Source organism: Lysinibacillus sp. UBA6686, assembly GCF_002455205.1.
Taxonomy (GTDB): Bacteria; Bacillota; Bacilli; order Bacillales_A; family Planococcaceae; genus Lysinibacillus; species Lysinibacillus pakistanensis.
The window spans coordinates 1-22,558 of sequence record NZ_DKJS01000005.1; the positions used below are offsets into that span (position 1 = coordinate 1).

Annotated in this window: 25 protein-coding genes; 20 read left to right on the forward strand and 5 right to left on the reverse strand. The window is 35.7% G+C overall.

The features are described 5' to 3' along the window. Positions 1–444 precede the first annotated feature (444 nt). Positions 445–882, reverse strand: coding sequence for a MarR family winged helix-turn-helix transcriptional regulator (locus tag B2R82_RS01060; RefSeq protein ID WP_286923107.1), 438 nt, complete (start codon positions 880–882; stop codon positions 445–447). A 145-nt stretch (positions 883–1,027) separates the two neighbouring features. Here B2R82_RS01060 and B2R82_RS01065 point away from each other — a divergent pair, with 145 nt between their 5' ends. The 3 genes from B2R82_RS01065 (at position 1,028) to B2R82_RS01075 (ending at position 2,518) form a co-directional block, all read left to right on the forward strand. After that, the gene (locus tag B2R82_RS01065) at positions 1,028–1,432 is read left to right on the forward strand and encodes an Ohr family peroxiredoxin (RefSeq protein ID WP_286923108.1); all 405 of its coding nucleotides are present in this window, start codon (positions 1,028–1,030) and stop codon (positions 1,430–1,432) included. A 27-nt stretch (positions 1,433–1,459) separates the two neighbouring features. Then, positions 1,460–2,086 (forward strand): nitroreductase family protein, encoded by a 627-nt coding sequence (locus B2R82_RS01070; RefSeq protein ID WP_286923109.1) that lies wholly within the window; start codon positions 1,460–1,462, stop codon positions 2,084–2,086. Between the two features lie 69 nt (positions 2,087–2,155). Next, entirely contained in the window at positions 2,156–2,518 is a 363-nt protein-coding gene (locus B2R82_RS01075; protein WP_286923110.1) for a DUF1304 domain-containing protein, read from the forward strand. A gap of 239 nt (positions 2,519–2,757) precedes the next feature. Here B2R82_RS01075 and B2R82_RS01080 read toward each other — a convergent pair whose 3' ends face one another. Beyond that, complete coding sequence (locus tag B2R82_RS01080; RefSeq protein WP_286923111.1) at positions 2,758–3,186, reverse strand: carboxymuconolactone decarboxylase family protein; 429 nt, start codon at positions 3,184–3,186, stop codon at positions 2,758–2,760. 120 nt (positions 3,187–3,306) lie between these two features. Here B2R82_RS01080 and B2R82_RS01085 point away from each other — a divergent pair, with 120 nt between their 5' ends. From B2R82_RS01085 to B2R82_RS01125, 9 genes are all read left to right on the forward strand, one after another. After that, on the forward strand, positions 3,307–3,741 hold the full coding sequence (locus B2R82_RS01085; protein WP_286923112.1) for an Lrp/AsnC family transcriptional regulator: 435 nt from the start codon (positions 3,307–3,309) through the stop codon (positions 3,739–3,741). A gap of 239 nt (positions 3,742–3,980) precedes the next feature. Further along, a complete protein-coding gene (locus tag B2R82_RS01090) occupies positions 3,981–4,160 on the forward strand; it encodes a hypothetical protein (RefSeq protein WP_286923113.1) in 180 nt (59 codons plus the stop codon). A 135-nt stretch (positions 4,161–4,295) separates the two neighbouring features. Then, positions 4,296–5,354: a Cfr family 23S rRNA (adenine(2503)-C(8))-methyltransferase gene (locus B2R82_RS01095; protein ID WP_286923114.1), complete on the forward strand. Its 1,059-nt coding sequence runs from the start codon at positions 4,296–4,298 to the stop codon at positions 5,352–5,354. Positions 5,355–5,431: 77 nt separating this feature from the next. Continuing rightward, positions 5,432–6,067: a 50S ribosomal protein L3 gene (rplC, locus tag B2R82_RS01100; RefSeq protein ID WP_286923115.1), complete on the forward strand. Its 636-nt coding sequence runs from the start codon at positions 5,432–5,434 to the stop codon at positions 6,065–6,067. Positions 6,068–6,142: 75 nt separating this feature from the next. Next, on the forward strand, positions 6,143–6,700 hold the full coding sequence (locus B2R82_RS01105; protein ID WP_286923116.1) for a hypothetical protein: 558 nt from the start codon (positions 6,143–6,145) through the stop codon (positions 6,698–6,700). 482 nt (positions 6,701–7,182) lie between these two features. Next, complete coding sequence (locus tag B2R82_RS01110; protein ID WP_286923117.1) at positions 7,183–7,632, forward strand: GNAT family N-acetyltransferase; 450 nt, start codon at positions 7,183–7,185, stop codon at positions 7,630–7,632. Between the two features lie 459 nt (positions 7,633–8,091). Further along, a complete protein-coding gene (locus B2R82_RS01115; protein ID WP_286923118.1) occupies positions 8,092–8,901 on the forward strand; it encodes a CPBP family intramembrane glutamic endopeptidase in 810 nt (269 codons plus the stop codon). Positions 8,902–8,984: 83 nt separating this feature from the next. Then, positions 8,985–11,246: a sensor histidine kinase gene (locus tag B2R82_RS01120; protein ID WP_286923119.1), complete on the forward strand. Its 2,262-nt coding sequence runs from the start codon at positions 8,985–8,987 to the stop codon at positions 11,244–11,246. After that, on the forward strand, positions 11,212–11,835 hold the full coding sequence (locus B2R82_RS01125) for a response regulator (protein ID WP_286923120.1): 624 nt from the start codon (positions 11,212–11,214) through the stop codon (positions 11,833–11,835). Before B2R82_RS01120 ends, B2R82_RS01125 begins: the two co-directional genes overlap by 35 nt. A gap of 223 nt (positions 11,836–12,058) precedes the next feature. On the opposite strand, the gene B2R82_RS01130 is transcribed toward B2R82_RS01125, so the two are convergent. From B2R82_RS01130 to B2R82_RS01140, 3 genes are read right to left on the reverse strand one after another with little or no spacing between them, the layout of a single operon-like run. After that, positions 12,059–12,790 (reverse strand): MerR family transcriptional regulator, encoded by a 732-nt coding sequence (locus B2R82_RS01130; protein ID WP_286923121.1) that lies wholly within the window; start codon positions 12,788–12,790, stop codon positions 12,059–12,061. A 9-nt stretch (positions 12,791–12,799) separates the two neighbouring features. After that, complete coding sequence (locus B2R82_RS01135) at positions 12,800–13,534, reverse strand: ABC transporter permease (protein ID WP_286923122.1); 735 nt, start codon at positions 13,532–13,534, stop codon at positions 12,800–12,802. Further along, on the reverse strand, positions 13,531–14,247 hold the full coding sequence (locus B2R82_RS01140; protein WP_286923123.1) for an ABC transporter ATP-binding protein: 717 nt from the start codon (positions 14,245–14,247) through the stop codon (positions 13,531–13,533). Before B2R82_RS01140 ends, B2R82_RS01135 begins: the two co-directional genes overlap by 4 nt. Before the next feature lie 366 nt (positions 14,248–14,613). Here B2R82_RS01140 and B2R82_RS01145 point away from each other — a divergent pair, with 366 nt between their 5' ends. From B2R82_RS01145 to B2R82_RS01180, 8 genes are all read left to right on the forward strand, one after another. Beyond that, on the forward strand, positions 14,614–15,276 hold the full coding sequence (locus tag B2R82_RS01145; RefSeq protein ID WP_349680271.1) for a response regulator transcription factor: 663 nt from the start codon (positions 14,614–14,616) through the stop codon (positions 15,274–15,276). Next, positions 15,264–16,424: a HAMP domain-containing sensor histidine kinase gene (locus B2R82_RS01150; protein ID WP_286923124.1), complete on the forward strand. Its 1,161-nt coding sequence runs from the start codon at positions 15,264–15,266 to the stop codon at positions 16,422–16,424. Before B2R82_RS01145 ends, B2R82_RS01150 begins: the two co-directional genes overlap by 13 nt. Positions 16,425–16,486: 62 nt before the next feature. After that, complete coding sequence (locus tag B2R82_RS01155) at positions 16,487–17,161, forward strand: ABC transporter ATP-binding protein (protein WP_286923125.1); 675 nt, start codon at positions 16,487–16,489, stop codon at positions 17,159–17,161. Next, on the forward strand, positions 17,158–19,638 hold the full coding sequence (locus B2R82_RS01160) for an ABC transporter permease (RefSeq protein ID WP_286923126.1): 2,481 nt from the start codon (positions 17,158–17,160) through the stop codon (positions 19,636–19,638). Before B2R82_RS01155 ends, B2R82_RS01160 begins: the two co-directional genes overlap by 4 nt. A 207-nt stretch (positions 19,639–19,845) precedes the next feature. Beyond that, positions 19,846–20,379: a dihydrofolate reductase family protein gene (locus B2R82_RS01165; RefSeq protein WP_286923127.1), complete on the forward strand. Its 534-nt coding sequence runs from the start codon at positions 19,846–19,848 to the stop codon at positions 20,377–20,379. A 294-nt stretch (positions 20,380–20,673) separates the two neighbouring features. Beyond that, positions 20,674–21,306 carry a TetR family transcriptional regulator gene (locus B2R82_RS01170; RefSeq protein ID WP_286923128.1) on the forward strand — a complete coding sequence of 211 codons (633 nt, stop codon included), beginning with the start codon at positions 20,674–20,676 and terminating at the stop codon, positions 21,304–21,306. Between the two features lie 5 nt (positions 21,307–21,311). Then, positions 21,312–21,863 carry a GNAT family N-acetyltransferase gene (locus B2R82_RS01175; protein WP_286923129.1) on the forward strand — a complete coding sequence of 184 codons (552 nt, stop codon included), beginning with the start codon at positions 21,312–21,314 and terminating at the stop codon, positions 21,861–21,863. A gap of 147 nt (positions 21,864–22,010) precedes the next feature. Beyond that, positions 22,011–22,409: a cytidine deaminase family protein gene (locus B2R82_RS01180; RefSeq protein WP_286923130.1), complete on the forward strand. Its 399-nt coding sequence runs from the start codon at positions 22,011–22,013 to the stop codon at positions 22,407–22,409. Positions 22,410–22,558: the final 149 nt, after the last annotated feature.

Consider the following 22,558-nt stretch of genomic DNA (forward strand, 5'->3'; position numbering starts at 1 on the left):
TTTTTGCGAAAAATAGTGATGGTTAAGACTTCAATTTATCACTATACTTTTATGTGAAATGCCAGAAGAAAATACTATGAGCAGTGGTTGATTGGAGTGTAGACTGGATAATAGTATTTCAACAACATGAAATGGATTTGGAAAATCTTTAATTCCAAATTCATTTTTATTTTATTTCTAACTTGTACAACTATTTTGGGAAATACTAACCCAAGTTGTAAAAAGTAGATTATTTTATTAATGGTTATGACTTATTTTAAATTTGGGTAAATATAATTTTAGGAAGCGGGGAAAAGTACAATAGGGTAGCGGTAATGCATGTAAAAAAGAAAAAATATCCTTATAAATGTATTTAAAGAATAATCTAGAAAATTATGCTCCCCTATAGAGAATGCCAATTCAGTCTATTTTCTATGAGGAGCTTTTAATTGAAATAGCTATGTCCTAATTCTCATCTTTTATTTTCCAATCGTTGTGTATGATGTCTTGAAGAACATTTTTTAATTGCAAAAATTGCTGCTCTGAGATTTTTGATTGTTTCATTACTTGACGAGATACTTCAGGGAGCTTACGACGAACATTACTTCCTTCCTTTGTTAAATATATTTGCATTTGTCTTTCGTCATTTTTGGAACGCTCACGACAAATGTAACCCTTTGCCTCTAATTTTTTTAGTAACGGTGTCAATGTACCTGAATCTAAAAATAAACGTTGACCTAATTCTTTCACGGTTATTTGTTCGTTTTCCTCCAAAGCTAATAGGGTGATGTAACCTGTATAAGTTAAATCATATGGCTTCAATAATAATGTGTAATGTCGAATAATTTCCTTTGAAGTTGCATACAACAGAAAGCACAGTTGATTATCTAAATGATTAGACATAAAAATCCCCTCTTAAAGTTCTTCTACTACCATTTATATTAAAAATAAAGTTTCTACTTGTCAAACGCAATTAAATTGTGTACAATTCAATTTGTAAAAATTAGATTGTGCACAATCTAAAATATAAAGAAGGAGTTTTTCCGTTATGAAAGAATTATATTCAACTACAATGATTAATAATGGTGGGCGTAGTGGCACATCATATGCAGAGGATCAATCACTATCTTTAAAAATTGCACCACCCGGCTCCAAATTAGACAATGCTACAAACCCAGAGCAATTATTTGCTGCAGGTTACAGTGCCTGCTTTAATAGTGCATTGGATTTAATTAAACGCCAAAAAAAGCTTAAAAATTCATCAACGATAAAAGTAACAGTTAAATTAATGGAACAAGCTGCTTTTGATTATGTGCTTGCTGTTGTTATCGAAGGACATATTGAAGGATTAGCATTGGAGGAAGCACAGGAATTATTAGAGTTAACTCATACTGTTTGTCCATATTCAAAAGCAACAATGGGAAATATCAATGTAACAATTAAAGCTGTTTAAATTTTTTTCAAAAAAGAGGGAGATTACATGTCGTCAACTACACCAGTAAAACAGATTATGCAGGAGCGTAAATCGGTTCGTAAATACAATGCTAAAACTAAAATATCTCGTGAAACAATAGTGCAGCTACTACAAGATGCTATTTCAGCTCCTTCTTCGAGTAATATGCAACCATGGCGATTTATTGTCATTGATGATAAGGAAATTCAAAAGAACATTAATTTCTTTTCATTTAACCAGGAGCAAATAGAAACAGCCTCTGCCATTATCGCTGTCATTGGAGATATTGAAATGTATGTAAATGCTAAGGAGATTTATGAAAAAAATGCGGAGCTAGGCTATATGCCAGAAGAAATTGCCAAAAAACTTGGACAAGACGCATTAGCAATGTACGGTTCAGCTTCAACAAAAACATTAGAAAACATAGTACATTTTGATGCTGGCTTAGTATCGATGCAGATAATGTTATTGGCGAAAGAAATGGGTTATGATACAGTTCCGATGGGTGGGTTTGATAAAACGAAATTCGCTGAATATATGGAATTACCTGCAAACGAAATACCGATATTATTAATAGCAATTGGTGAAGCAGCAGCTCCAGCTTATGGTTCTTCTCGTCTTCCAATTGATCGCATTGTAAGATTCAATAAATGAATTTTTAGGCAATGTCCCAAATGCATTTGCGGACATTGCTTTTTTAAACTTTTTTTAGGAGTGAATAAGATGTCTTCATTAACTTTTATTTTAAGCTTAATCGTAGCAGTTGAGCATCTTTATATTATGTATTTAGAAACGTTTGTAACTACATCAAAAAGAACAGCAAAAACATTTAATATGTCTGAGTATTCATTAGAAAATCCTAATGTCCAAGTTCTTTTCAAAAATCAAGGCGTTTATAATGGTCTTATTGCCATCTCCTTATTGTATGGTTTATTTTTCTCTCATCAAAATACAGAAATTGTCGCCATTTTTTTATTTTTTGTTAGTATTGTCGCTATTTATGGAGGTTTAACAAGCTCGAAGTCGATTATATTAAAACAAGGTGGTCCAGCTATTTTAGCATTGATAAGTTTGCTTTTTTTATAGTAAATTGGTTCACTATTCAAAAATCAATAATGAAAGCAATCAGATGGGCGTCTATAACCTTTGTTCCAATGGTGAATGATATTTTATAAGCTACAAAAAGTCCCCCTTTGCGATGAAAGTCTAAGGGGGGTGAGATAATAAGTTTTTAAAAAAGTTTTCCTGATGATATCTTCATTTATATAATATTATAGCCCTAACTATTTCATAAAAATAAACCTTCCAACTTCTAGTGTCCTTCTTCATTGTTCCCCTCCCTCCAAGCTAGGCTCTAAAGATAAAATTGCCCCAAAATACTGTTGAGCTGTAGTAAAAGTAATAAACGCACAAAGCTCACTTATTTCTGCTTCTGAAAAAAATTCCTGTAATATTTCAAAAGAAGAATTTGAGATATCTCCTTTTTGCTGTAAAAAAACCTCTGCAAAGCCTACAGCAACAGATATTTTTTCATTAAACATATATGGCTCTGGTTTCCCTTTTGCTTTACAATACTCACAACCATTTTTTTGCGCTAATGTTCTTCTAACCTGTTCTTTTAACTGTGATGATAAAAGTCCATCTCTTTCTAACACCTTTCCTAAATGTGACCATGCTTCCATAATTTCTTTATTGTGTCCTAATAACCTCTGAAAAGGCGTATTCCCAAAAGCTGATTCATTAATTCTTGCCATCATAACCCCTCCTTGTTATATTAAATATAAAATATTGAAAGATTAATTTGCATTAAATAAAAAATTAATTTTTATAAAATAAATTAAATAATTAATGAAAAATAGGAGAATTCGTTAAAAATGAAAATCGATGAAATTGATCATAAAATTATAGAGGAATTAAGCAAGAATAGTCGTCTGTCAATGAGTGAGCTTGGGAGAAGAATCAACCTTTCTTCCCCCTCAGTGACCGAAAGGGTAAGACAGATGGAGTCATTTGGTGTAATAAAAAAATATACGTTGGAAATTGATTATGAAAAATTAGGATTTCCCATTCAATGTATAATTGAAGCAACTGTTAAAAACGGAGATTATAAATCATTTAAAAATTTTATAGAGGGACTTCCAAATGTAGAGTTTTGTTACCGTATAGCTGGTAATGCTTGTTATATGCTTAAATTGCAATTTGCAACTATTGCAAAAGCAGAAAAGTTTATTGATGCTGTGAATCCGTATGCATCCACCGTAACACATTTCATTTTTTCTCAAATTCAAACAACATTAAGAATTGATTGATATTGTTTGTGTGTAGAAATAGATAACGAAACTCTTTTTTATACAACTAATCCAGATTGAGGTAAGTTGCCTTTTACTATATTTATATCAATAAAGTCCCTAAACGAGCAATTTAGGGACTTTATCATATCGAAAAATAGAATATTTCCTTACGTACACTTTTATAAGAAGCACTTTACATATACTCTATTTTATGTTAAATTACTCGATAATAAATTTGACTAGGGGAGGTGTAAGCAATGTTAACTGTTTTTAGAATTCTTTTTGGTAAAAATGTAAAACTTGGAAATGGTTTAGCGGACAAAGGGAGTAGTCTGTCCTTTTTTATGCTATACAACCATATAAAAACAGTTATCGGAGCTTTCGCCTCTATGCCAAGTAAAATACAAAGTAATGACTTAGTGTCCCTGTTTATTTGAGCATATTTTTATATTAAGTTTGGCACCGATAATTTTATTGGTGCCTTTTTTGTGTTTATTTTTAATAAAAGGGATAGACAACTCCTTTCTATTTACTCCTATAAAACTAGAGAGTCATAGGGAAGGATGAGAAAAATGCAATTAAAACAAAGCAATAAGTATATAAGAATAAACGATTTCTTAATGGAACATAATTACCCTAATTTTAGAATGAAGCAAATACTGAATGCCATTTTTAAAGAAAGAATAGATAAGTTCAATGAAATGAATGTACTGCCTAAATCGTTGAGAGAGGATTTAGTTAAAGAATTTGGAGAGTCTATTTTAGATATTACTCCTCTAAAGGAACAACATTCTGAGCAAGTTTCAAAAGTCTTATTTGGAATTGCAGGAGACGAAAAAATAGAAACGGTAAATATGAAATATAAAGCTGGTTGGGAGTCATTTTGTATATCCTCGCAGTGCGGTTGTAACTTTGGTTGTAAATTTTGTGCAACTGGAGATATAGGTTTAAAACGAAACTTAACATCAGATGAAATTACTGACCAAATTTTGTATTTTCACTTAAAAGGACATTCAATTGATAGTATTTCTTTTATGGGAATGGGAGAAGCATTAGCTAATGTACAAGTTTTTGATGCTTTAAAAGTACTGACAAATCCTGAGTTGTTTGCCTTAAGTCCTCGTAGATTATCAATTTCGACTATTGGCATTATTCCAGGCATTAAAAAAATGACCCAAAACTATCCACAGGTCAATCTAACTTTTTCATTACACTCACCTTTTAATGAGCAGCGAAGCAAGCTAATGCCAATTAATGAACGCTACCCATTATTGGATGTCATGGATTCATTAGATGAGCATATACGTATGACCTCAAGAAAAGTTTACATTGCTTATATTATATTGCCAGGTGTGAATGATTCTATTGAACATGCAAAAGAAGTAGTAAACCTTTTAAGAAGTAGATTTAAGAGAGGGAATTTATTCCATGTGAACATCATCAGGTATAACCCAACTGTTAGTTCACCTGTGAAGTTTGAGGGAGTAAATGAAAATCAAGTTGTAAACTTCTATAAAGAATTAAAGTCAGCAGGAATTAACGTTACCATTAGAAGTCAATTTGGCATTGATATAGATGCTGCTTGCGGGCAGTTGTATGGAAACTATCAAAAAAATATGAAACAAAGGTGAGAATAATGTTTAGAACGTGGGAAGTACCCTAAGAGATATTTTTGCTAGCTATCTATTAAAATTTTAGGAGGGTATTTATGATAAAAGGAATCTTAGGAAGAAAAATAGGCATGTCTCAAGTGTTCAGTGATAGTGGTGATCCCATAGTTGTGACAGTTGTTGAAGTTGAAGAAAATGTGGTGTTACAGAAGAAAACGTTGGAAAGTGATGGATACAATGCTATTCAAATTGGTTTTTCTGATAAGAAGAATCCAAACAAGGCGGAAATCGGTAGAAGTCAAAAAGCAAATACTACTCCTAAGAGATATGTTAAAGAAATTCGTGGAGCATCATTAGAAGTTGGCAAACGAATAAGGGCAGATATATTCCAAGAAGGTGACATTGTAGATGTTACTGGTATATCTAAAGGAAAAGGATTTCAGGGTGTCATTAAAAGACATGGATTAAGTGGAGGTCCTGCATCTCACGGTTCAAGATTCCACCGGGCTGCTGGCTCCATTGGTGTAATCGCTAAAAATGATGGCATGAAAGTGTTCAAAGGAAAAAAAATGCCCGGACGTATGGGTGGAAAACAGACCACTATTCATAATCTTACAATTATAAAGGTTGATAGTGAACGTAATTTGTTATTAATTAAAGGAAATATCCCCGGAGCTAAAAAGTCGTTTGTAATAATAGAAACTGCCATAAAAAAATTGAATGAAAAATGGTGATAATTAGTGATAAACAAAAAGAATAATAGCAAAAATATTTGTAGAGATCCTGTAGTCATTTCAGATTTTTTGATGTTGACTGACAATGATAAAATTCAACTACCGTCCATTGTGGCAAAAGTTAACGGCTATGAAATAAGTTTAAACTATTTAAATATTGAGCTGATTAACGACATGAAATTGGGTATCATACCTTCTGAAATGTCTTCATCAGACCTTCTTGAGAGTTATTATTATGCTCTTGAATCAGTCATTGAACATGAGCTTATTGTACAAAAAATGAATGAGGATAGCAGCATTTCTAGATGGGAACCTGATAAAGAACAAGTTACTGAATGTATGCAAGAATTATTTGACGAGTTTGGAATTGATATATCAGAAGAATATTCTAAACAGGAGATTGAAGAATTGGTATTGCAGGAATTGCGTATACAACAATTTATTGATAATCAGTTAGGAGACAATAGTGTATCCAAGGAAGAGATTGAACACGAATACCAAAATTCACCTGAAAAAGGAGAAATGCAAAAGGAATATATTCGTGTTATCCTTGAATATGAAAAGCGAGAAGAGCAATATAAAAACTTTATTCTTGAATTGAAAAATGCAGCGTCAATTGAAACCTATCTATAATTTCATATGAAATTAAATCGATCCTTCCAAATTTTTGGAGGGATCTTTTATTGTATCCTTTTGAAACCCCCTTGCTATTTGAAGCTTCTAGCTATGGCAAGAAAAAAACCCCCAGTCGTACAATGAATTCAGGTCTGGTCAACCGACTTCGTACGAAAGGGGATCAAAATGGATAATAAAAGTTTAGCACAGACAACATGAAATTGTAAGTATCACACGTCTTTATGCAAAAAAAGCAGGTAGGTTAATTATGAACATATCAAGAAAATATACTAAGTTCAATATTTGGATAAGGTGGCGGGTGTTACATAAAATGGATTTTATTATATAATACTCTGTGAGCATCGAATAAATCATTTTTACCATCGATGCTATAGCGTTTTCAAATAGACTATTCATTTTATAGAGGGAGTGATGTGTTATGCATTTAAAAACATATATTAGTCGGGACATAATAAACTATACTAGGAGGAATCTAAAATTTGATTTGTTTAAGATTAATTGATCAAAATAATTGGGAAGAGTGCATTAAACTAAAGTTAAAACAGGAACAGCAAGGTTTTATAGCTTCAAATTTGTATTCAATTGCAGAGAGTAAAATATTTCCACATTTAAAGATAAAATCTATTTATTTCAGTGAAGAGCTAGTTGGTTTTGCAATGTATGGAATAGATTCAGATGATGGAAACTACTGGATTTATAGATTTATGATTGATGAACGTTTTCAAGGACGGGGATATGGAAAGAGTGCAATGAAATTAATTATTCAGGATATAGCAAATAGTAATGATTGCACGGACGTTATATGGCTTGGGTATCAGCCGGAAAATGAACAGGGAAGAAGACTATATGCAAGTGTAGGTTTTGAAGAAGTAGGAATAGCTCTATGGGGTGAAATGTTAGCCAAATTTAGCTTTCCTAGTGGAAACTGAAGCTTAATGTATTCGAAGCTTCAGTAGTGAATGTAAACATATTTTAAATATGAAGCTATAGCCCATGAAAAACCCGAGCTATTTATAAAACTCTAATTTAGTATTTTGTAATAGGTTCGGGTTTTCGATTGATATTGCTTTGACTATATAGAAATGTCCCAGCTTCGTATATATCCCAAAACTTTTATGACTCTGTTTTTCAACAAATAAATTGAATCATCTAATATTTACTTGGAGCATTTATTTATATTCAATATAATTATGGAGAGTGACTAGTATTCACCATTTTGCGAACATGGTGTTAATGCTGGCTCTTTGCGTGAACACGCAAAAAATAATGCGTGTGTGAACTAAATTTTGACGGAAAATACGGATTCCGTTGACAGTGAAGTCCGCTATGATCAAGAAGTGAGTTACAGAATTAACGCTCATTTTGAGAGTAAATGGAGGGATTATGTCATGTCTGCGATTTACCGTAAATTTGTTGATTTTTTCAACTTGTCCGATCAAAAATATGTTTGTTTCGTTCGTAAGTTTGAAGCCAAGACAAAAAAAGAAATCGCCTTTTACTTGTTTCTTGGCCTGCTACCTGGTCTGATTGCATATATATTCATCTATCCGCTTCGAGAGTTGATGATGGAATGGACTGGATTATCTGCTCACTATGTGCAGCTATATGTGCTCGTCCTAATGAGCGCTGGCTGGCATATGTGTGTTCCTTTCTTGATGCTGAGGTACAAGGATGGACTTTCATTTAAAGAATCGCTCGTATACTTAGGTTTTGCCAGACTTGATTTGAAAGGGCTGCTACTCGTCTTCCCAATTTTAACAATTCTATTTACGTTTTTAGCGTTGCCTTATGTAAAATATGTCTATCCACCGTTGTTTGAATGGCTGAATGGATTCCAAGCCTTCCATATGGGAGAATGGCATGTTTTTTATCAAGGGTATTACGACCCGAATTTTCCTTTGCCGCTATTTTTACTTGGTCTAATTGGTAACTTTATTGGGGAGGAAATTTATTTTCGAGGTTATTTACTACGTAAAGTTGGACGCCTTAAACTTGACTGGCTATGGATTGCAATCATTTTTCAGTTCTATCACATGTGGCAAATACCAATCAACTGGGCGTATGTTCCGTTAGCCGTAATTATCCCTGAAGAAATATTAGTTAAGTTACGAAAAAATATTTATGGGGCTATCTTGCTGCATCTGTTCGTGAATTTTTTATGGGGAATGATTAATATGTATTTTGTTGGCGTACGATAAGCTCTAGTGTGTCCTGTACGAGATTTTAGGCTCCAATAATTATTGATTTTGTAGAGTATTCATTTGTAGTGAGGTGATGCAAATTGCCAGAAATTGCACGCAAATACAATTTGGTTGTATATTGCTCTGCCTTGTTATTCCTGATTGTTGCGATTTATATTCATACGATTACATTAAAAAACCCATATACTGGTTTGATGTTCCGCGAAGATGAAGGAACTTGGGTCGTAGCATCTGTTGATCCTGCCGGCAAGGTGAGCGAATGGGACGTCCGCCTCGGTGATAAACTCCTAACTGTTGATGGCAAAAAGCCAGAAGTAATGAAGCTTGGTGACCGTGCTTATCTGAAGCGATTGGGAGCGCTTCAGTTTGAACGTGAGGGCTTAGGGCGATTTGAATTGAGCAGTAATTCGGGGAAGCACGAAATGTATAAGACTTTATTTGTAGCATGTGCGGAACTGGCTCTGCTTGTTATCGGACTAGTTGCTTATCGGAACAAGCCCGAATCCTATATGGTGCGCCGCTTTTATGCGTTGAACGTATTTTTGGCAGCTACACTACTATCGGTCTATTCCACAGAGACGGTACTTACTGGATTGATGTTGCCTGTCGTTGCAAGTTGGTTGCCATACCTGTTGTTTGCCTTCTTCGTTGCCTTCGTGTTCCGCACGGTTCCAGGATGGGTTGCTTTTGCGATGGCTACCTACCGGGGACTGGCTGCCTTATTCGCCGTGTATACTATACTCGTCTTCTCACTGGGAGCCATACCTGGGTGGACCCGAAGCGCTCTTCATACCATTCTGATCGGGACATTACTTGCCATATTCGTCATTGCTATCGTGTATTGGCGCGGGATGGACCGGGCTGAAAAAAACCGGTTGCTGACCTTTGTTACTGCGTTGACATTTGGCCTGATGCCTTATCTGTTTCTGTATGCGCTCCCCGATCTGCTATGGGGGGAATACATAGCGTTGCCTGATATGACATTGGCAGGTCTCATTATCCTTCCTGCTTCCATACTATGGCTGTGGGCTAGACAAAGGCTGCTCGATATCCAATTTTATCTTCCTAGTTTAGTTATTCATGGTTTGTATGTTGGGCTTGCGTCAATCGTGATTGCGGCACTTATCCGTTCAAATGCATCTATAGTAACACTTTCATTGTGTGGCGCGTTCATTGTCCTGACATTGTTGCATCGGCTCGGCCTTGATAACTTCAAACGGCAGCGGGAGAAACGGGAAAATCGTTTGGATCGTCTGCGGTTGGAGATGTCGATAAGATTTGCCGAGTATCGCAATAGCCGTGATTTATTGCGAATGCCTGCAGAGCTTATCCATAGTGTGACAGACATCGAGGGACTCTGCTTCGTTTGGAAACGGGGAAGTGAAACCATTATGTATGGAACTGGGCCATTTGTCGAGATGCAGGAGTTAAACCAATTCCAGCAATCCGACCTGAGTGTTTTTGCACAAGTGATGGATCTTGTGCAACCCGATGGAATGGTCATTGGTTATTTAGGACTCGGTTCAAAAAAAAATAATACGTCCTTTACATCAGAAGAGCTCAGCTTAATCGACAAAGTAAGGATGGAAACGGTCCGTTTACTAATGGGTGCAGCCCTACTTGACGAACTACGGGAAGCGAAAAGTGGGCTACCAAAGGAAACCACGGAATATAAACTGCTAGAGGCACAGCAGGCAGAGCGGGTGCGAATGTCATATTACTTGCATGATCATGTTTTGCAGAATTTAATCTTTCTTGCACGCGATTTAGAAGAATTACATGATACTGAACAAAGTGATAAGCAGTTGACTGCTTTATGGTTGAAATGTTTGTACGATACGCAACGCGATATTCGAATGTTGTGCGATGATTTATACCCTCACATTATTGATCAGGCAGGGCTAGATGCAGCGCTGCTCTGGCTCGCGCGAACAGTTAAGGAGAATGGAGGGCCAACTATTAAGTTAGAGAACAAGCTACCAGATACGCTGCCTTCACTATACAAAATGACGATGTTCCGCATTGTGCGTGAACTTGCTAATAATACGGTCAAGCATGCGAGGGCACAGAAGCTAGAGATTCAATTATGGGAAATGGACGATGCGTTCTACGGTCAAATTAACGATGACGGCATTGGATTCGATCCAACGAATGTGAGTGGTATTCGGCCCGATTTCCAAGGATTCGGACTTGTCACGATCAACAGTCAAATCGTCCAATTTGGAGGCGATATCAAGATTGACTCAGGAGCTGAACGTGGAACGATTGTCCGCATTAGGCTTCCGAAACAGGGAGGTGAAGTAAACTATGGAACAGCCAATCAAGGTGCTGCTACTCGATGATCATCCGCTTGTCATGGAGGGTTTGAAGAATCGACTTGAGCGTGAGCAGGATATGTTGGTTGTAGGAACGTTTAATGAACCTCACGAGGTGCTTAAACGTATCGGTGCACTAAAGCCAGATGTTGCCGTTATTGATATTTCAATGCCAGGTATGACGGGATTCGACTTGGCGATAGAAATAAAGAGAACATACGATACGGCAATCAAGTTGATTGTGTTGTCAGGTTACGTCTACGATGAATATGTGCATAAGGCTTATGAGATAGGAATTCACGCTTATTTATCCAAACAGGCAACCTACCCGCAAATTATAAACGCCATTCGGCAGAGTATGCTTGGGCTGCGGATCGTACCAGAGAAAATGACTACTTTACCAAGAGCTGATCAATTGACACCAACAGAGAAGGAAGTACTAAAGCAAATCGCCCTAGAGAAGACCAATAAGGAAATTGCTAGGGAATTAGCGATGAGCCAGCGAACAGTAGAATACCATATGGCAGCTATTAACCAAAAGCTCGATGTAAAGACGAGGGTCGGTGCGGTAGCAAAGGGCTATGAGTTGGGATTGCTAGAACGTCTATATGACTAAGGCTAGTATTAAGGGAAAACCTCTCTATTAGACTGCCAGTTTTGTAGGTATAGAGAATTGATGATGAAACTATTTATATCATTCCACATCTATATTTTTTCGGTATTTAAGTATGAACAAACGATCGCCAGTTGCACTAAACGTGATGCCGGCGTGTTTTTTTATAAGCTAATCCAAAGATTGATGAAGCTACAAATTTATTAAAAACCACTTTCAGTTACAGTTACTGGAAAGTGGTTCTTTTATGAAACAAAGCTAATGTATCTTTGGCACCTGCTATAGCTTCTAGTAATGATTTACCTAATTGGTCCGTTACTGACACAATATCTTCTTCATCTGTTGGTGTATTTAAAATCGCCACAATATTAGGGCTTGGTTGTTGGATTTGTTTGAGTAAACGTAAAATGGCATTCATTGAGTAATGGGCATTTCTTAAACTACGAATGACTCGTAGCTGCTCAAGTTCCCTTTCACCATATGCTCTGTTACCGTTGTCTAGTCTCGGAACTGTAATGAGTCCGTTGCGTTCCCAATTCCTAATAACTTCAGATGTAATATCTAATAGCTGTGCTGCCTCCTTTCGAGAATAAGTGCGTGTATTGACAGTAGGACATTCTTTCAACCATTTCTCCACAATTCTTGTAGCAGACAAGGCATGAACATATTCTCGTTCTAAATTGGTCAGATAGTCTATTGTTAGTTTTTCAGCCTGCGCAAAATTTTCTTTTCCACAAGCATATACAATTGAACGAGCTCTTTTCCGAATATCCCCTTGTACAATTTCACACTGAAAGAGCGTCCGTGCGACCATTAACTGAAATAAATGGGTGTCTGAATAAATACGATAGCCATTTGCTTGTCTTGGTACAGGAGAGATAAAACACCATTTCTCATAAATGCGCACAGTGTTTGGGTGTACCCCAACAAGTGTTGCGATTTCTTTTGTTTTGTACATCAGACACACCTACTTCCATTTAAAGAATTTAATCGCTCCACATAAACCGATTATAATGCATAGAGCTAAAATCATGATATGGAATAGACCATCAGTTAGTGGCTCCCCTGTACTTGCCTGTTTCAATAAGTGAATACCATGAGAAAGTGGCAAAATATCCATCACCCATTGGAAGAATCGAGGCATAACCTCATACGGAATCGTTGCTCCTGAAAACAGTAACATCGTGAAGTAAGCAACAGAGCTCCAAACATTTGCTGACTTTTGGTCAGGTACTAAGCTTCCAATGAAAATTCCGATACTATACATCGCTATAATGACAAAAGTGTATACCAAAAGGAATATACCCCAGGAGCCTTTTAGTTCATAATCAAATAAAAAATGATAAACAATTGTGACACCGATAAAGGAAACAATTGCTGAAGAAAGCTGAATTAGTCCTTGGGCAAATAGAATTTGGAGAGGGGATACAGGTGTCACTTGAAATCGCTTTAAAATCCCTCGGTGACGGTAATCTGCAATGGTCAGTGGTACACCCATAACCCCTGTTGCAAGTACACCAATCGTAATTACAGCTGCGTACGATAATTCAAAGTTAGATGCACCAGCTATACCGTCCTTACTCAGTAAATAACCAAATAGGGTAGCTAATATAATAGGAAAGCAGATTCCAAAAATGAGAATATCAATGCCCTTCCAAACGAGCTTGCCCTCTATTTTTAAAAAGGTTAGAAATGTACTCATACCCAATCCTCCTCGCCAGCAAAATATAGGTACGCATTTTCTAGTGTGGCTTTCTTACTTACATGGATTACTTCTTGGATTGTGCCATGAAAGACCGTTTTGCCTTCTTTTAAAATTAAAATTTTATCACATAACGCCTCCACCTCGTCCATGTAGTGCGATGTTAGGACAATTGCCAGACCTTTTTCTTTCATTGCTAAAAGCTGTTTCCAAAGCATACGCCTAGCCTTTGTATCTAATCCTGTTGTAAGCTCATCAAGGAAAACAAGCTTAGGATTTGAAATTAATGCTAGTAACACCGCTAAGCGTTGACGTTCACCTCCTGAAAGAGATTTCACAAGTTGAGTTTCCTTTCCAACTAGACCAAATGTCTGTAAGAGTAGAGGTACATCAGCAGTTTGTTTATAAAGCGATTCCCATTGCTCACATGCCTCACGCACCGTTAATCCTTCTTGGAAATTTGTTTCTTGAAACTGTACACCTACCTCTTGAAAGACTTCCTTGCGATGGAGAATTGGTGACTTTCCGAGCATTGTGAGCTCTTGGTAATTACTTTTTTCAATACCGAGGACTGCTGCAATAGTAGAGGATTTCCCTGCACCGTTTGCCCCAAGTAAGCCAATTACCTCCCCAGGCTTGATGCTAAAACTAATGTTGTCGACAGCTTCTTTAGAACCGTATGTGACAGATAGTTTTTTGACTGTTAAGATCATATTTGTTCCCTCCTATATAAGGCTTAGGAAGCTACTATATCAAAGAGTGGTGGGGGTGGTGTCATATTGGAGGCTTTTATAAACGTAGATTTTGAATAAAGTATGATAATTTATAACAAAAGTAGAAATATGTACAGCAATCGCGTTATTGTTAAAAAAGTACATAGACAGATTTGGGATGATAACAACATCATGTCTTTTTTTAGATAAATAATGCTGAGAAACATCCTTTAAAATTTATATTTAAAACACAGACTTTTTGTTCTCGGCAAACCTATTTACAATCAAAGTATGAAACTTATTGTGCTAGGTGGTTACAAAGTCATTCTGGGTAATAAAAAAGGAGTTGTGCTGATATGAAAAAAAATACTGCTGGTAGATGATGAAAAAGGTATTATTTCCATAATGAAAAATTATTTTGAAATGTCAGGTTACTTAGTTTATATTGCTTACAATGGAACTGAAGCATTACAACAAATTGAATACCAGCCTGATATTATACTACTAGATATAAATATGCCAGATATAGATGGTCTTACTGTTTGCCAACGTATTCGGGAACATATTTCTTGCCCTATTCTGTTCTTAACTGCTCGAATTGAAATCAATGATAAAATAAATGGCTTTCGGGCAGGGGCAGACGATTATGTAGTAAAGCCCTTTGATCTAAATGAATTAGGTGCAAGGGTAGAAGCCCACTTAAGACGTGAAGACAGAAAGCAGGAGCATTCTATAGTTCGTTTCTTTGGTGATATGGTGATAGACTACTCAAAGCGGCAAATCACAATAAAGGATTCCATTGCTACACTGTCAAAAAAAGAGTTTGATATTGTGGAACTATTATCCACGAATTCAGGACAGGTGTTTAATCGAGAACGGATATACGATTTAGTATGGGGGCTTGAGGGTGATGGGACCAGTGATACAATTATGGAACATATTCGCAATATAAGAGCAAAATTTTCCGTATTCTCACTTCATAGTTATATTGAAACCGTTTGGGGGGTGGGGTATAAATGGAATGGCTAAAGAATCGTAGTTTGAAACAATCTTTTTTTATAATTAGCACACTGTTCCTATGTGTTGGTCTATTGTTGGCTGCTATTTCATTTTTGGTATGTGCTGAGCTTCGAGATAAAGTCGAAGGATATCAGAAATATGAAATGTCTTTAGACGAAAATGGCAAGGTGATTTCTTCCTATCGAGAGGGTGTTTTAGGTGAAAAGGAAGACAAAACAAATCTTTTGTTGAACATATTACAATTTGCTCTTCCTATTTTTTTTGTTGTATTATCCTTGACATTAGCTGATATTACATTTTATCGTATCAAACTGAAAAAGCCACTTTCTATTTTACAAAGTAGCGCAGAACGGATACAGCATCAAGATTTGAATTTCAGTGTTGAAAAGTGTGCAAATGATGAACTTGGAATGCTTTGCTCAGCTTTTGAAACAATGCGTATGGAACTCCAACAAAATAATCAAGAACTTTGGGGACAGATGGAAGAACGAAAACGTTTGAACGCTGCATTTTCCCACGATTTAAGGAATCCTGTAACTGTTTTAAAAGGATGTGCCAACTTACTGAAAAATCGTTTAATTCATGAAAAATTTGATTGTGATAGTGTAAATGAATCGCTCGCTTTGATTGCACAGTATACAGTCCGAATAGAAAACTACGTAGAAGCTATGACAACGGCTCAAAAATTGGAAAATTGGAAATTTTATCCTCAAAACACCTGTTGGTCAGTATTTTCAAGGGAACTGGAGCAAAGCTTATTGTTTCTAGCCGATAACACAGGGAAGGAAATTAAGTTTTCCAGCTATGGAAAAAATAAAGAGATATTTGTTGACAAAGCTATTATTCAAAATGTTTCAGAAAACCTCGTAAACAATGCGCTGCGTTATACCAAAACAATGGTCTCCGTAAAATTTACTTATGATAATGGGAAGGTAATCATATGCGTTTCAGATGATGGCACGGGCTTTTCACCTATTATTCTTCGAAAAGGAATAAGCCCATTTTTGAGAGATGAGAAACAGGACGAGAAAGATCATTTTGGAATGGGACTTTATATATGCTCTATGCTTTGCAAAAAACATGGAGGAAATCTTAAAATAGAAAATTTAGACATCGGAGCAAAAGTGACAGCTTGTTTTCATATTTTATCATCTTGAGGAATTTTTGAGATTTATATTTTACACTCTTCTTTAATCAAAAATAAGGAGAGTGTTTTTTTATGATTATTAAAGCCAATCAAATTTCAAAGATTTATGGTAGTGGTGAAAACAAGGTTGTTGCTTTGAATAAGGTTAACTTAGAAATTGCAGCAGGTGATTTTATATCTATTATGGGACCGTCCGGTAGTGGAAAAAGTACATTACTGCATCTGCTCTCTGGATTAGATAAGCCGACAGCAGGCTCCCTTACCTATGATGGTAAAGAGATCTACAGCTTTAGTGACAAAGAGCTTTCTGATTTTCGCAGACAAAGTATAGGTTTTATCTTTCAGCAATTTAATTTGCTTCCTGTTCTGACTGCAAAAGAAAATATCGAAATGCCATTACTACTTGATAAAAAAAAGACGGATGAAAATTATCTAAGGGAAATTTCTGATCTACTCGGAATCAGCGATAGATTGACCCACTTACCTCATGAGTTGTCAGGTGGTCAACAGCAACGTGTTGCCATTGCACGTGCTCTTATTGCACAGCCAGACATTATCTTTGCCGATGAGCCAACCGGAAACCTTGACAGTAAAAGTGGTAGCCAAGTGATGAAAATGCTTAAAAATATACAGCGTAAAATGGGAAGGACACTTGTACTGATCACGCACGATAACGATATTGCTTCGATGGCAGAAAGACGATTTGTCATTGTGGATGGCATTCTTTCTAAGGTGATGGCAACATGAAATCTTTTCGTACCCTAGCCTGGAAAGAGTTACGAACTCAAAAAATAACTGCTATTCTTATTTTAATTGCAGTTATTCTGTCTACCACGATGACAACCGTAATTGGTCAATCCATTGGAATAGTAAATGCAATGCATCAAAGTCAGGCAATCAACCTAAATGGAAATCGATATGCAACATTTCATCAAATGACTAAAGAACAGGCAAATATACTATCAGAGGATGATCACCTTTCTTACGCAGAGAGCACCATTTCAATTGGAACTGCTACTATTGCTGACAGTAAAGTGTCTATTTTACTGAGAGAATATGTAGGCAATGCTCTTTCTGCCTATCCCTCTGAATCGCAATTAGAAAATGGACGACTTCCGGAAAAAGCAGGAGAAGTTGCTTTACCACAAGATGTTTTGGACACACTTGGCTTTCAAGGAACACTTGGTGATACCATTCCCCTTGATTTTCATATTTCCCTCTTAAGGGATACTGAGTCTGGGTATGAATATTCCCATGACTTTGTTCTTACAGGAATTCTTAAGTCAAATTATATTGGTTATGTAAGCGGTACTGTTCTTGGTATTGTTGGAGAGGGGACAGCGGAAAAGGTACTACCAGATAAGTATTTATTATATTCTGTTGACATTCGTACCAAAAATAAAAGATCTTTTCAAAATGTAGTAGATAAATTAGCTGTACAGTATGCTATACCGGAGTATTGTATTCAGTATAATGATACGATGCTATCTGCTGCTGGAATCCAATATCGAACAGAGTCAACAATTGATGCTGATTTAGGTGTTTCCTATATGACTTTGGCTGGTATATTAATTGGTGTGCTTGTTCTATTTGCTGCTGGACTGGTGGTCTACAATATTTTGAAAATAGCCGTTACAAAACGCATAAAGGACTACGGTATTCTAAGAGCAATTGGTGCAGAAAAAAGCAAGCTTTATCTGTTAGTTTCTTTACAGCTTGCTATTTTGTGCGGGATTGGTATTCCCATTGGTATATTACTTGGAATATTTTCAGCTAAGGGTATTACGACTGTAACAAGCAGTTTTTTCAATCCCGAATTGTTTATGGTGAGTTCCAAAACAGAAGTTATAGCAATGATTGATGAGAATGAGGGCAGTAAATTGATTCCATTGGTCATTAGTGTAGTTATTACTATTTTGTTTTCCTTTCTCTCGGCTTTACCTGTAGCACATTATGCAGCCAAAGTATCACCTACAATTGCAATAATGGGTCAAAAAACCAGCATTAAACGTCGAAATAGGAAAGTAAAACACATCCGCAATTTTGAAGCATTTTATGCACGTATGAACATGAAACGCAATCGTGGCAGGTCAGCCATCACTATACTCTCCCTTGTTATGAGTATCACTGTATTTATAGCATTAGAAAGTTTTTCTGAACTTTTAGACGCTTCCAAAGATATTCAGAAGATGCATCTTGGAGATTATTCTATGACTAGTGAAACTGTTGGATTCTTACTAGAAGATGTAACCAAATTAAGGAATGTTCCAGGCATTCAAGCAGTATCTACTTTGAAATATAGCTTATATCAGCAAAATGAGAATGGGGAACTTAAAGATATAGAAACATCTATTACTCTGCAGCCTAGTGAAAGCTTGCAAATAATCGGTATCGACAAACAACGTTTAATTTCTCTTGCATCTACGCTTCCAGAATTCGATTTGCAAGAGCTTATGAACGGTACAGCGGCTTTGATACAAAATCCAATTCCAGTTTCTTTTGGCAATGTAGAAATGAAAAATACGGTCCTGTCGATTGGCGATAGTATTTCTATAAATGGTGCTTCTTTAACAGTAATTGGTCTGCTAGATTCTCCTATTACACTGGAAAACAAGGGATTTATCAATGGTGTTCAAGTTGTGGTGCCGGATTCTATATATAACCAACTCACAGGGAAAAGTCAATACTCAGAGCTTTATCCAACACTTACGGAGGACGCAAGCCGTTCTTCAGTGGAACAGTCAATACAAGAACTTTGCAGTCGAAGAGAGGGGACATGGCTCTCTTATGCCAATACAGATAAGCAACTAAGAGAAAGTTACGAACAAATTCGCCTACTTGCATGGGGATTAATTTTATTCGTTGGTTTTATTGGTCTTCTAAATATTATTAATACGATGTATACGAATATTCATACTAGAGTGATTGAAATTGGGGTACAAAGAGCGATAGGTATGAGTTCAAAAAGCTTGTATAAAACCTTTTTATGGGAAGGAGCTTACTATGGTATCTTTGCTTCAATAATCGGTAGTGTTTTAGGGTACATCTGTAGTATTTTTGTAAACGCAGCTGCTACGAATGAGATACAACTCATTCCTATTCCTTTTCTATCAATGATGGAAGTGACTATTCTATCCTTAATTGCTTGCCTAATAGCAACTTATATTCCGTTAATAAAGATTGCAAAAATGAATGTTGTGGAATCTATAGAAATGGTTGAATAATTAATTTGAAATAAGGTAGCCAATGCTGTAGCAGACAGTTTTCCGTCATGTACATGGTTGTATGCATCCATATTTACAACACTGGAATCTCCTTTTGTGAAATTTCTTATTTAAACATGCCATTACTTGTCATGTTTTATAGTTACTATAATAGTGTTCCTGAATACTTAGGAAAGTATATAAAAGATAAAAAGGAGAGATTATACAATGTCACGTGAAGTAGTTTTATACATTGCTACAAGCTTAGATGGATTTATTGCAAGGGAAGATAATGACTTACAATGGTTAATTGAGACAGAAGGAGAGGGTGATGCAGGATACGAAGATATGTATCAATCAATAGATACAACAATTATGGGGAAAAAGACATATGATTATGTAATGAAAAACTCAGAATCATTTCCGTATCCTGAAAAAAAATGCTATGTCTTCAGCAATTCTGAAAAAGGTTCAAATGAATATGTGGAATTTGTCAATGAAAATGTAATAGAGTTTACAAGAAAATTAAAGAAACAACAGGGTTCTAAAATATGGATGATTGGAGGAGCGGATATACTTGATGCTTTTATAAAGGAAAATTTAATTGACGAATATATTATTACTGTTACACCTCATATACTTGGCTCTGGTATTCCATTGTTTAAAGAAAAAAATCCTCAAATCGATTTAATTTTAATTGATACAAAGCGGTATGGTCAGTTTGTTCAGATGCATTATAAAGTGAAGCAGTACAAGGAATAGTATTTCGTTGTGTAATAGATTCCAATGCTTTTCGTATTCAACACAAATTAGGACAACTTTGCCTTTAAGTGAAGTTGTCCTTTTATAGCTAAAAGTACTGCGGATGAAATCAAAATCCCCGCCCAAATACAAACCACATTCTTTTACAGAAAAATGCGAATTTATTATGACCTTTCCCCAAGTTCTTAATATAAAGGTTGAAACTATACACTAGTGTCGGTATAATCTGAAATATAAACGACAATAGTGTACAGTTTGTTGTGTGCATTTTTTCATTCATTAAGGAGGTGGCTTATGGCACCAAAGGTTAGTGAAGAATATAAAAAAGAAAGAGAGAGAGAACTGATAGAGGCAGCTAAGAAGGTGTTTATCGAGAAAGGTTTTGTCCACGCATCTATGCAGGATATAATGGACAAAGCTGGAATATCCAGAGGCGCATTGTATAGTTATTTCAATAATATTAATCACGTATTTATTGAAGTTTTAAAATATGATGACGAAAAAGATATTCAATATTTTGTACCATCTGAGGAAGGCCCACTGTGGCCCCAGTTAAAAAAATGGATTGAAGAACAGCAAATTTATATTGAGGCAATTGATCAAACATTGGTCTATGCAAAGGCAGAATTCTTTTTATCGTATAAATACACACATAATAAAGATAATTTCCCTTACATTTCTGAACGCTACCATCGTATTAATGAAGTAATAGAAGAAGTATTAAATGAAGGCATGCGTAAGGGGGAATTTAGCCCTCAACAATCTACCCATTCTATTGCAAGGTATATCCTCTCATTTATAAACGGTTTAATGTTGGACACGTTTCAGCTAGGATATGAACAAACAAAAGTAAAGGATCAGTTATCCGTCTTACTTTTCTCTTTAGAAAAATTAATTAATCCAAAATCCACTTACAATAAGGAGTGAACTTTATGTTGTTTGAATCATCAAGAGTGAGACTAAGAAAAATGACAAAGGAAGATACAGAACTATATCACCAATGGAGAAATGATGTGGAAGTTATGCATTCCACTAACCCATCTTTAGATGTTTACCCAATAGATGAGACGAAAGAATTTGTAGATCATGTTATATTAGGATCTCATACTGCCAAAAGCTATATTATACTTACAAAAGGAAATGAAATACCAATTGGCATTGTGTCATTAATCAACATTGATTATAAAAATAGAAATGCTGAATGTATAATTGACATCGGAGAAAAGAAGTATTGGGGAAAAGGATTTGGTTCAGAGAGCTTGAGATTACTGTTGCATTATGCTTTTTATGAAATGAATCTTCATCGAGTTTACCTAAAAGTATTTTCATTTAATGATAGAGCTATACATTTGTACAATAAGATTGGTTTTCAACAGGAAGGAAACAGTAGACAAAGTCTATTTAGAGATGGGGAATGGCATGACATCATTCATATGGGAATTCTGCAAAATGAATACTTTGAGAAACAAGTAAAGAAAATATAAAAATTGTACGGTGGAAAAACAAAATTAATCTAGTAAAATGGGTGTACACAAAATAACATTACTTCAATCGGCACTGACTGTCGATTTTGACTATAGCCTCTTTTTATCCAATCGATTTCACATTTCTAGAAAAGGAGGTTGATACTTATGAATTTTAAAGAATTAAAAAAGATTGCAACTGCAGTTACTTCACCTACAGAATTAAATGATTTTATTCAATACGGAAGTGTTGGTGCAGCCATTGAAACCATAAATGGGAATATCTATACAGGGATTAGCATAGATACAGCTTGTTCCATGGGTTTTTGTGCAGAGCATGCAGCAGTTGCTGACATGTTGAAAAATGGCGAATATCAAATAAAAGCTTTTGTAGCAGTAGACTCGGAAGGAAATGCTGTTCCGCCATGTGGACGGTGTCGTGAGCTAATCAGTCAGCTTTCAAAAGAAAACTTAGAAGCCGCTGTAGAGGTTGAAAATGACACTGTTGTTTTATTGAAAGAGATTTTGCCGTATGACTGGAAAACCAACCGAGGCAGAGAGTGGTAATTGATTCTAATAATGGAGGGGATTCCTAGAAAGAACTAAGGAACCATCATTCATTGTCCACTAGGAACTGAAATATCTGATGAAAATTTGCTATTAAAATAAGGCAAGATCAAATAGAGAGTGAGCTTATTTACAGCTCACTCTAATTT

What these genes read in the sequence shown, in the direction of transcription:
- B2R82_RS01075 (WP_286923110.1), top strand. Translation starts at nt 2,156, where the DNA reads ATGTCTTCATTAACTTTTATTTTAAGCTTAATCGTAGCAGTTGAGCAT.
- B2R82_RS01060 (WP_286923107.1), bottom strand. Translation starts at nt 882, where the DNA reads ATGTCTAATCATTTAGATAATCAACTGTGCTTTCTGTTGTATGCAACT.
- B2R82_RS01080 (WP_286923111.1), bottom strand. Translation starts at nt 3,186, where the DNA reads ATGGCAAGAATTAATGAATCAGCTTTTGGGAATACGCCTTTTCAGAGG.
- rplC (WP_286923115.1), top strand. Translation starts at nt 5,432, where the DNA reads ATGATAAAAGGAATCTTAGGAAGAAAAATAGGCATGTCTCAAGTGTTC.
- B2R82_RS01090 (WP_286923113.1), top strand. Translation starts at nt 3,981, where the DNA reads ATGTTAACTGTTTTTAGAATTCTTTTTGGTAAAAATGTAAAACTTGGA.
- B2R82_RS01135 (WP_286923122.1), bottom strand. Translation starts at nt 13,534, where the DNA reads ATGAGTACATTTCTAACCTTTTTAAAAATAGAGGGCAAGCTCGTTTGG.
- B2R82_RS01150 (WP_286923124.1), top strand. Translation starts at nt 15,264, where the DNA reads ATGGAATGGCTAAAGAATCGTAGTTTGAAACAATCTTTTTTTATAATT.
- B2R82_RS01085 (WP_286923112.1), top strand. Translation starts at nt 3,307, where the DNA reads ATGAAAATCGATGAAATTGATCATAAAATTATAGAGGAATTAAGCAAG.
- B2R82_RS01065 (WP_286923108.1), top strand. Translation starts at nt 1,028, where the DNA reads ATGAAAGAATTATATTCAACTACAATGATTAATAATGGTGGGCGTAGT.
- B2R82_RS01130 (WP_286923121.1), bottom strand. Translation starts at nt 12,790, where the DNA reads ATGTACAAAACAAAAGAAATCGCAACACTTGTTGGGGTACACCCAAAC.
- B2R82_RS01180 (WP_286923130.1), top strand. Translation starts at nt 22,011, where the DNA reads ATGAATTTTAAAGAATTAAAAAAGATTGCAACTGCAGTTACTTCACCT.
- B2R82_RS01155 (WP_286923125.1), top strand. Translation starts at nt 16,487, where the DNA reads ATGATTATTAAAGCCAATCAAATTTCAAAGATTTATGGTAGTGGTGAA.
- B2R82_RS01125 (WP_286923120.1), top strand. Translation starts at nt 11,212, where the DNA reads ATGGAACAGCCAATCAAGGTGCTGCTACTCGATGATCATCCGCTTGTC.
- B2R82_RS01140 (WP_286923123.1), bottom strand. Translation starts at nt 14,247, where the DNA reads ATGATCTTAACAGTCAAAAAACTATCTGTCACATACGGTTCTAAAGAA.
- B2R82_RS01170 (WP_286923128.1), top strand. Translation starts at nt 20,674, where the DNA reads ATGGCACCAAAGGTTAGTGAAGAATATAAAAAAGAAAGAGAGAGAGAA.
- B2R82_RS01070 (WP_286923109.1), top strand. Translation starts at nt 1,460, where the DNA reads ATGTCGTCAACTACACCAGTAAAACAGATTATGCAGGAGCGTAAATCG.
- B2R82_RS01115 (WP_286923118.1), top strand. Translation starts at nt 8,092, where the DNA reads ATGTCTGCGATTTACCGTAAATTTGTTGATTTTTTCAACTTGTCCGAT.
- B2R82_RS01175 (WP_286923129.1), top strand. Translation starts at nt 21,312, where the DNA reads ATGTTGTTTGAATCATCAAGAGTGAGACTAAGAAAAATGACAAAGGAA.
- B2R82_RS01160 (WP_286923126.1), top strand. Translation starts at nt 17,158, where the DNA reads ATGAAATCTTTTCGTACCCTAGCCTGGAAAGAGTTACGAACTCAAAAA.
- B2R82_RS01165 (WP_286923127.1), top strand. Translation starts at nt 19,846, where the DNA reads ATGTCACGTGAAGTAGTTTTATACATTGCTACAAGCTTAGATGGATTT.
- B2R82_RS01095 (WP_286923114.1), top strand. Translation starts at nt 4,296, where the DNA reads ATGCAATTAAAACAAAGCAATAAGTATATAAGAATAAACGATTTCTTA.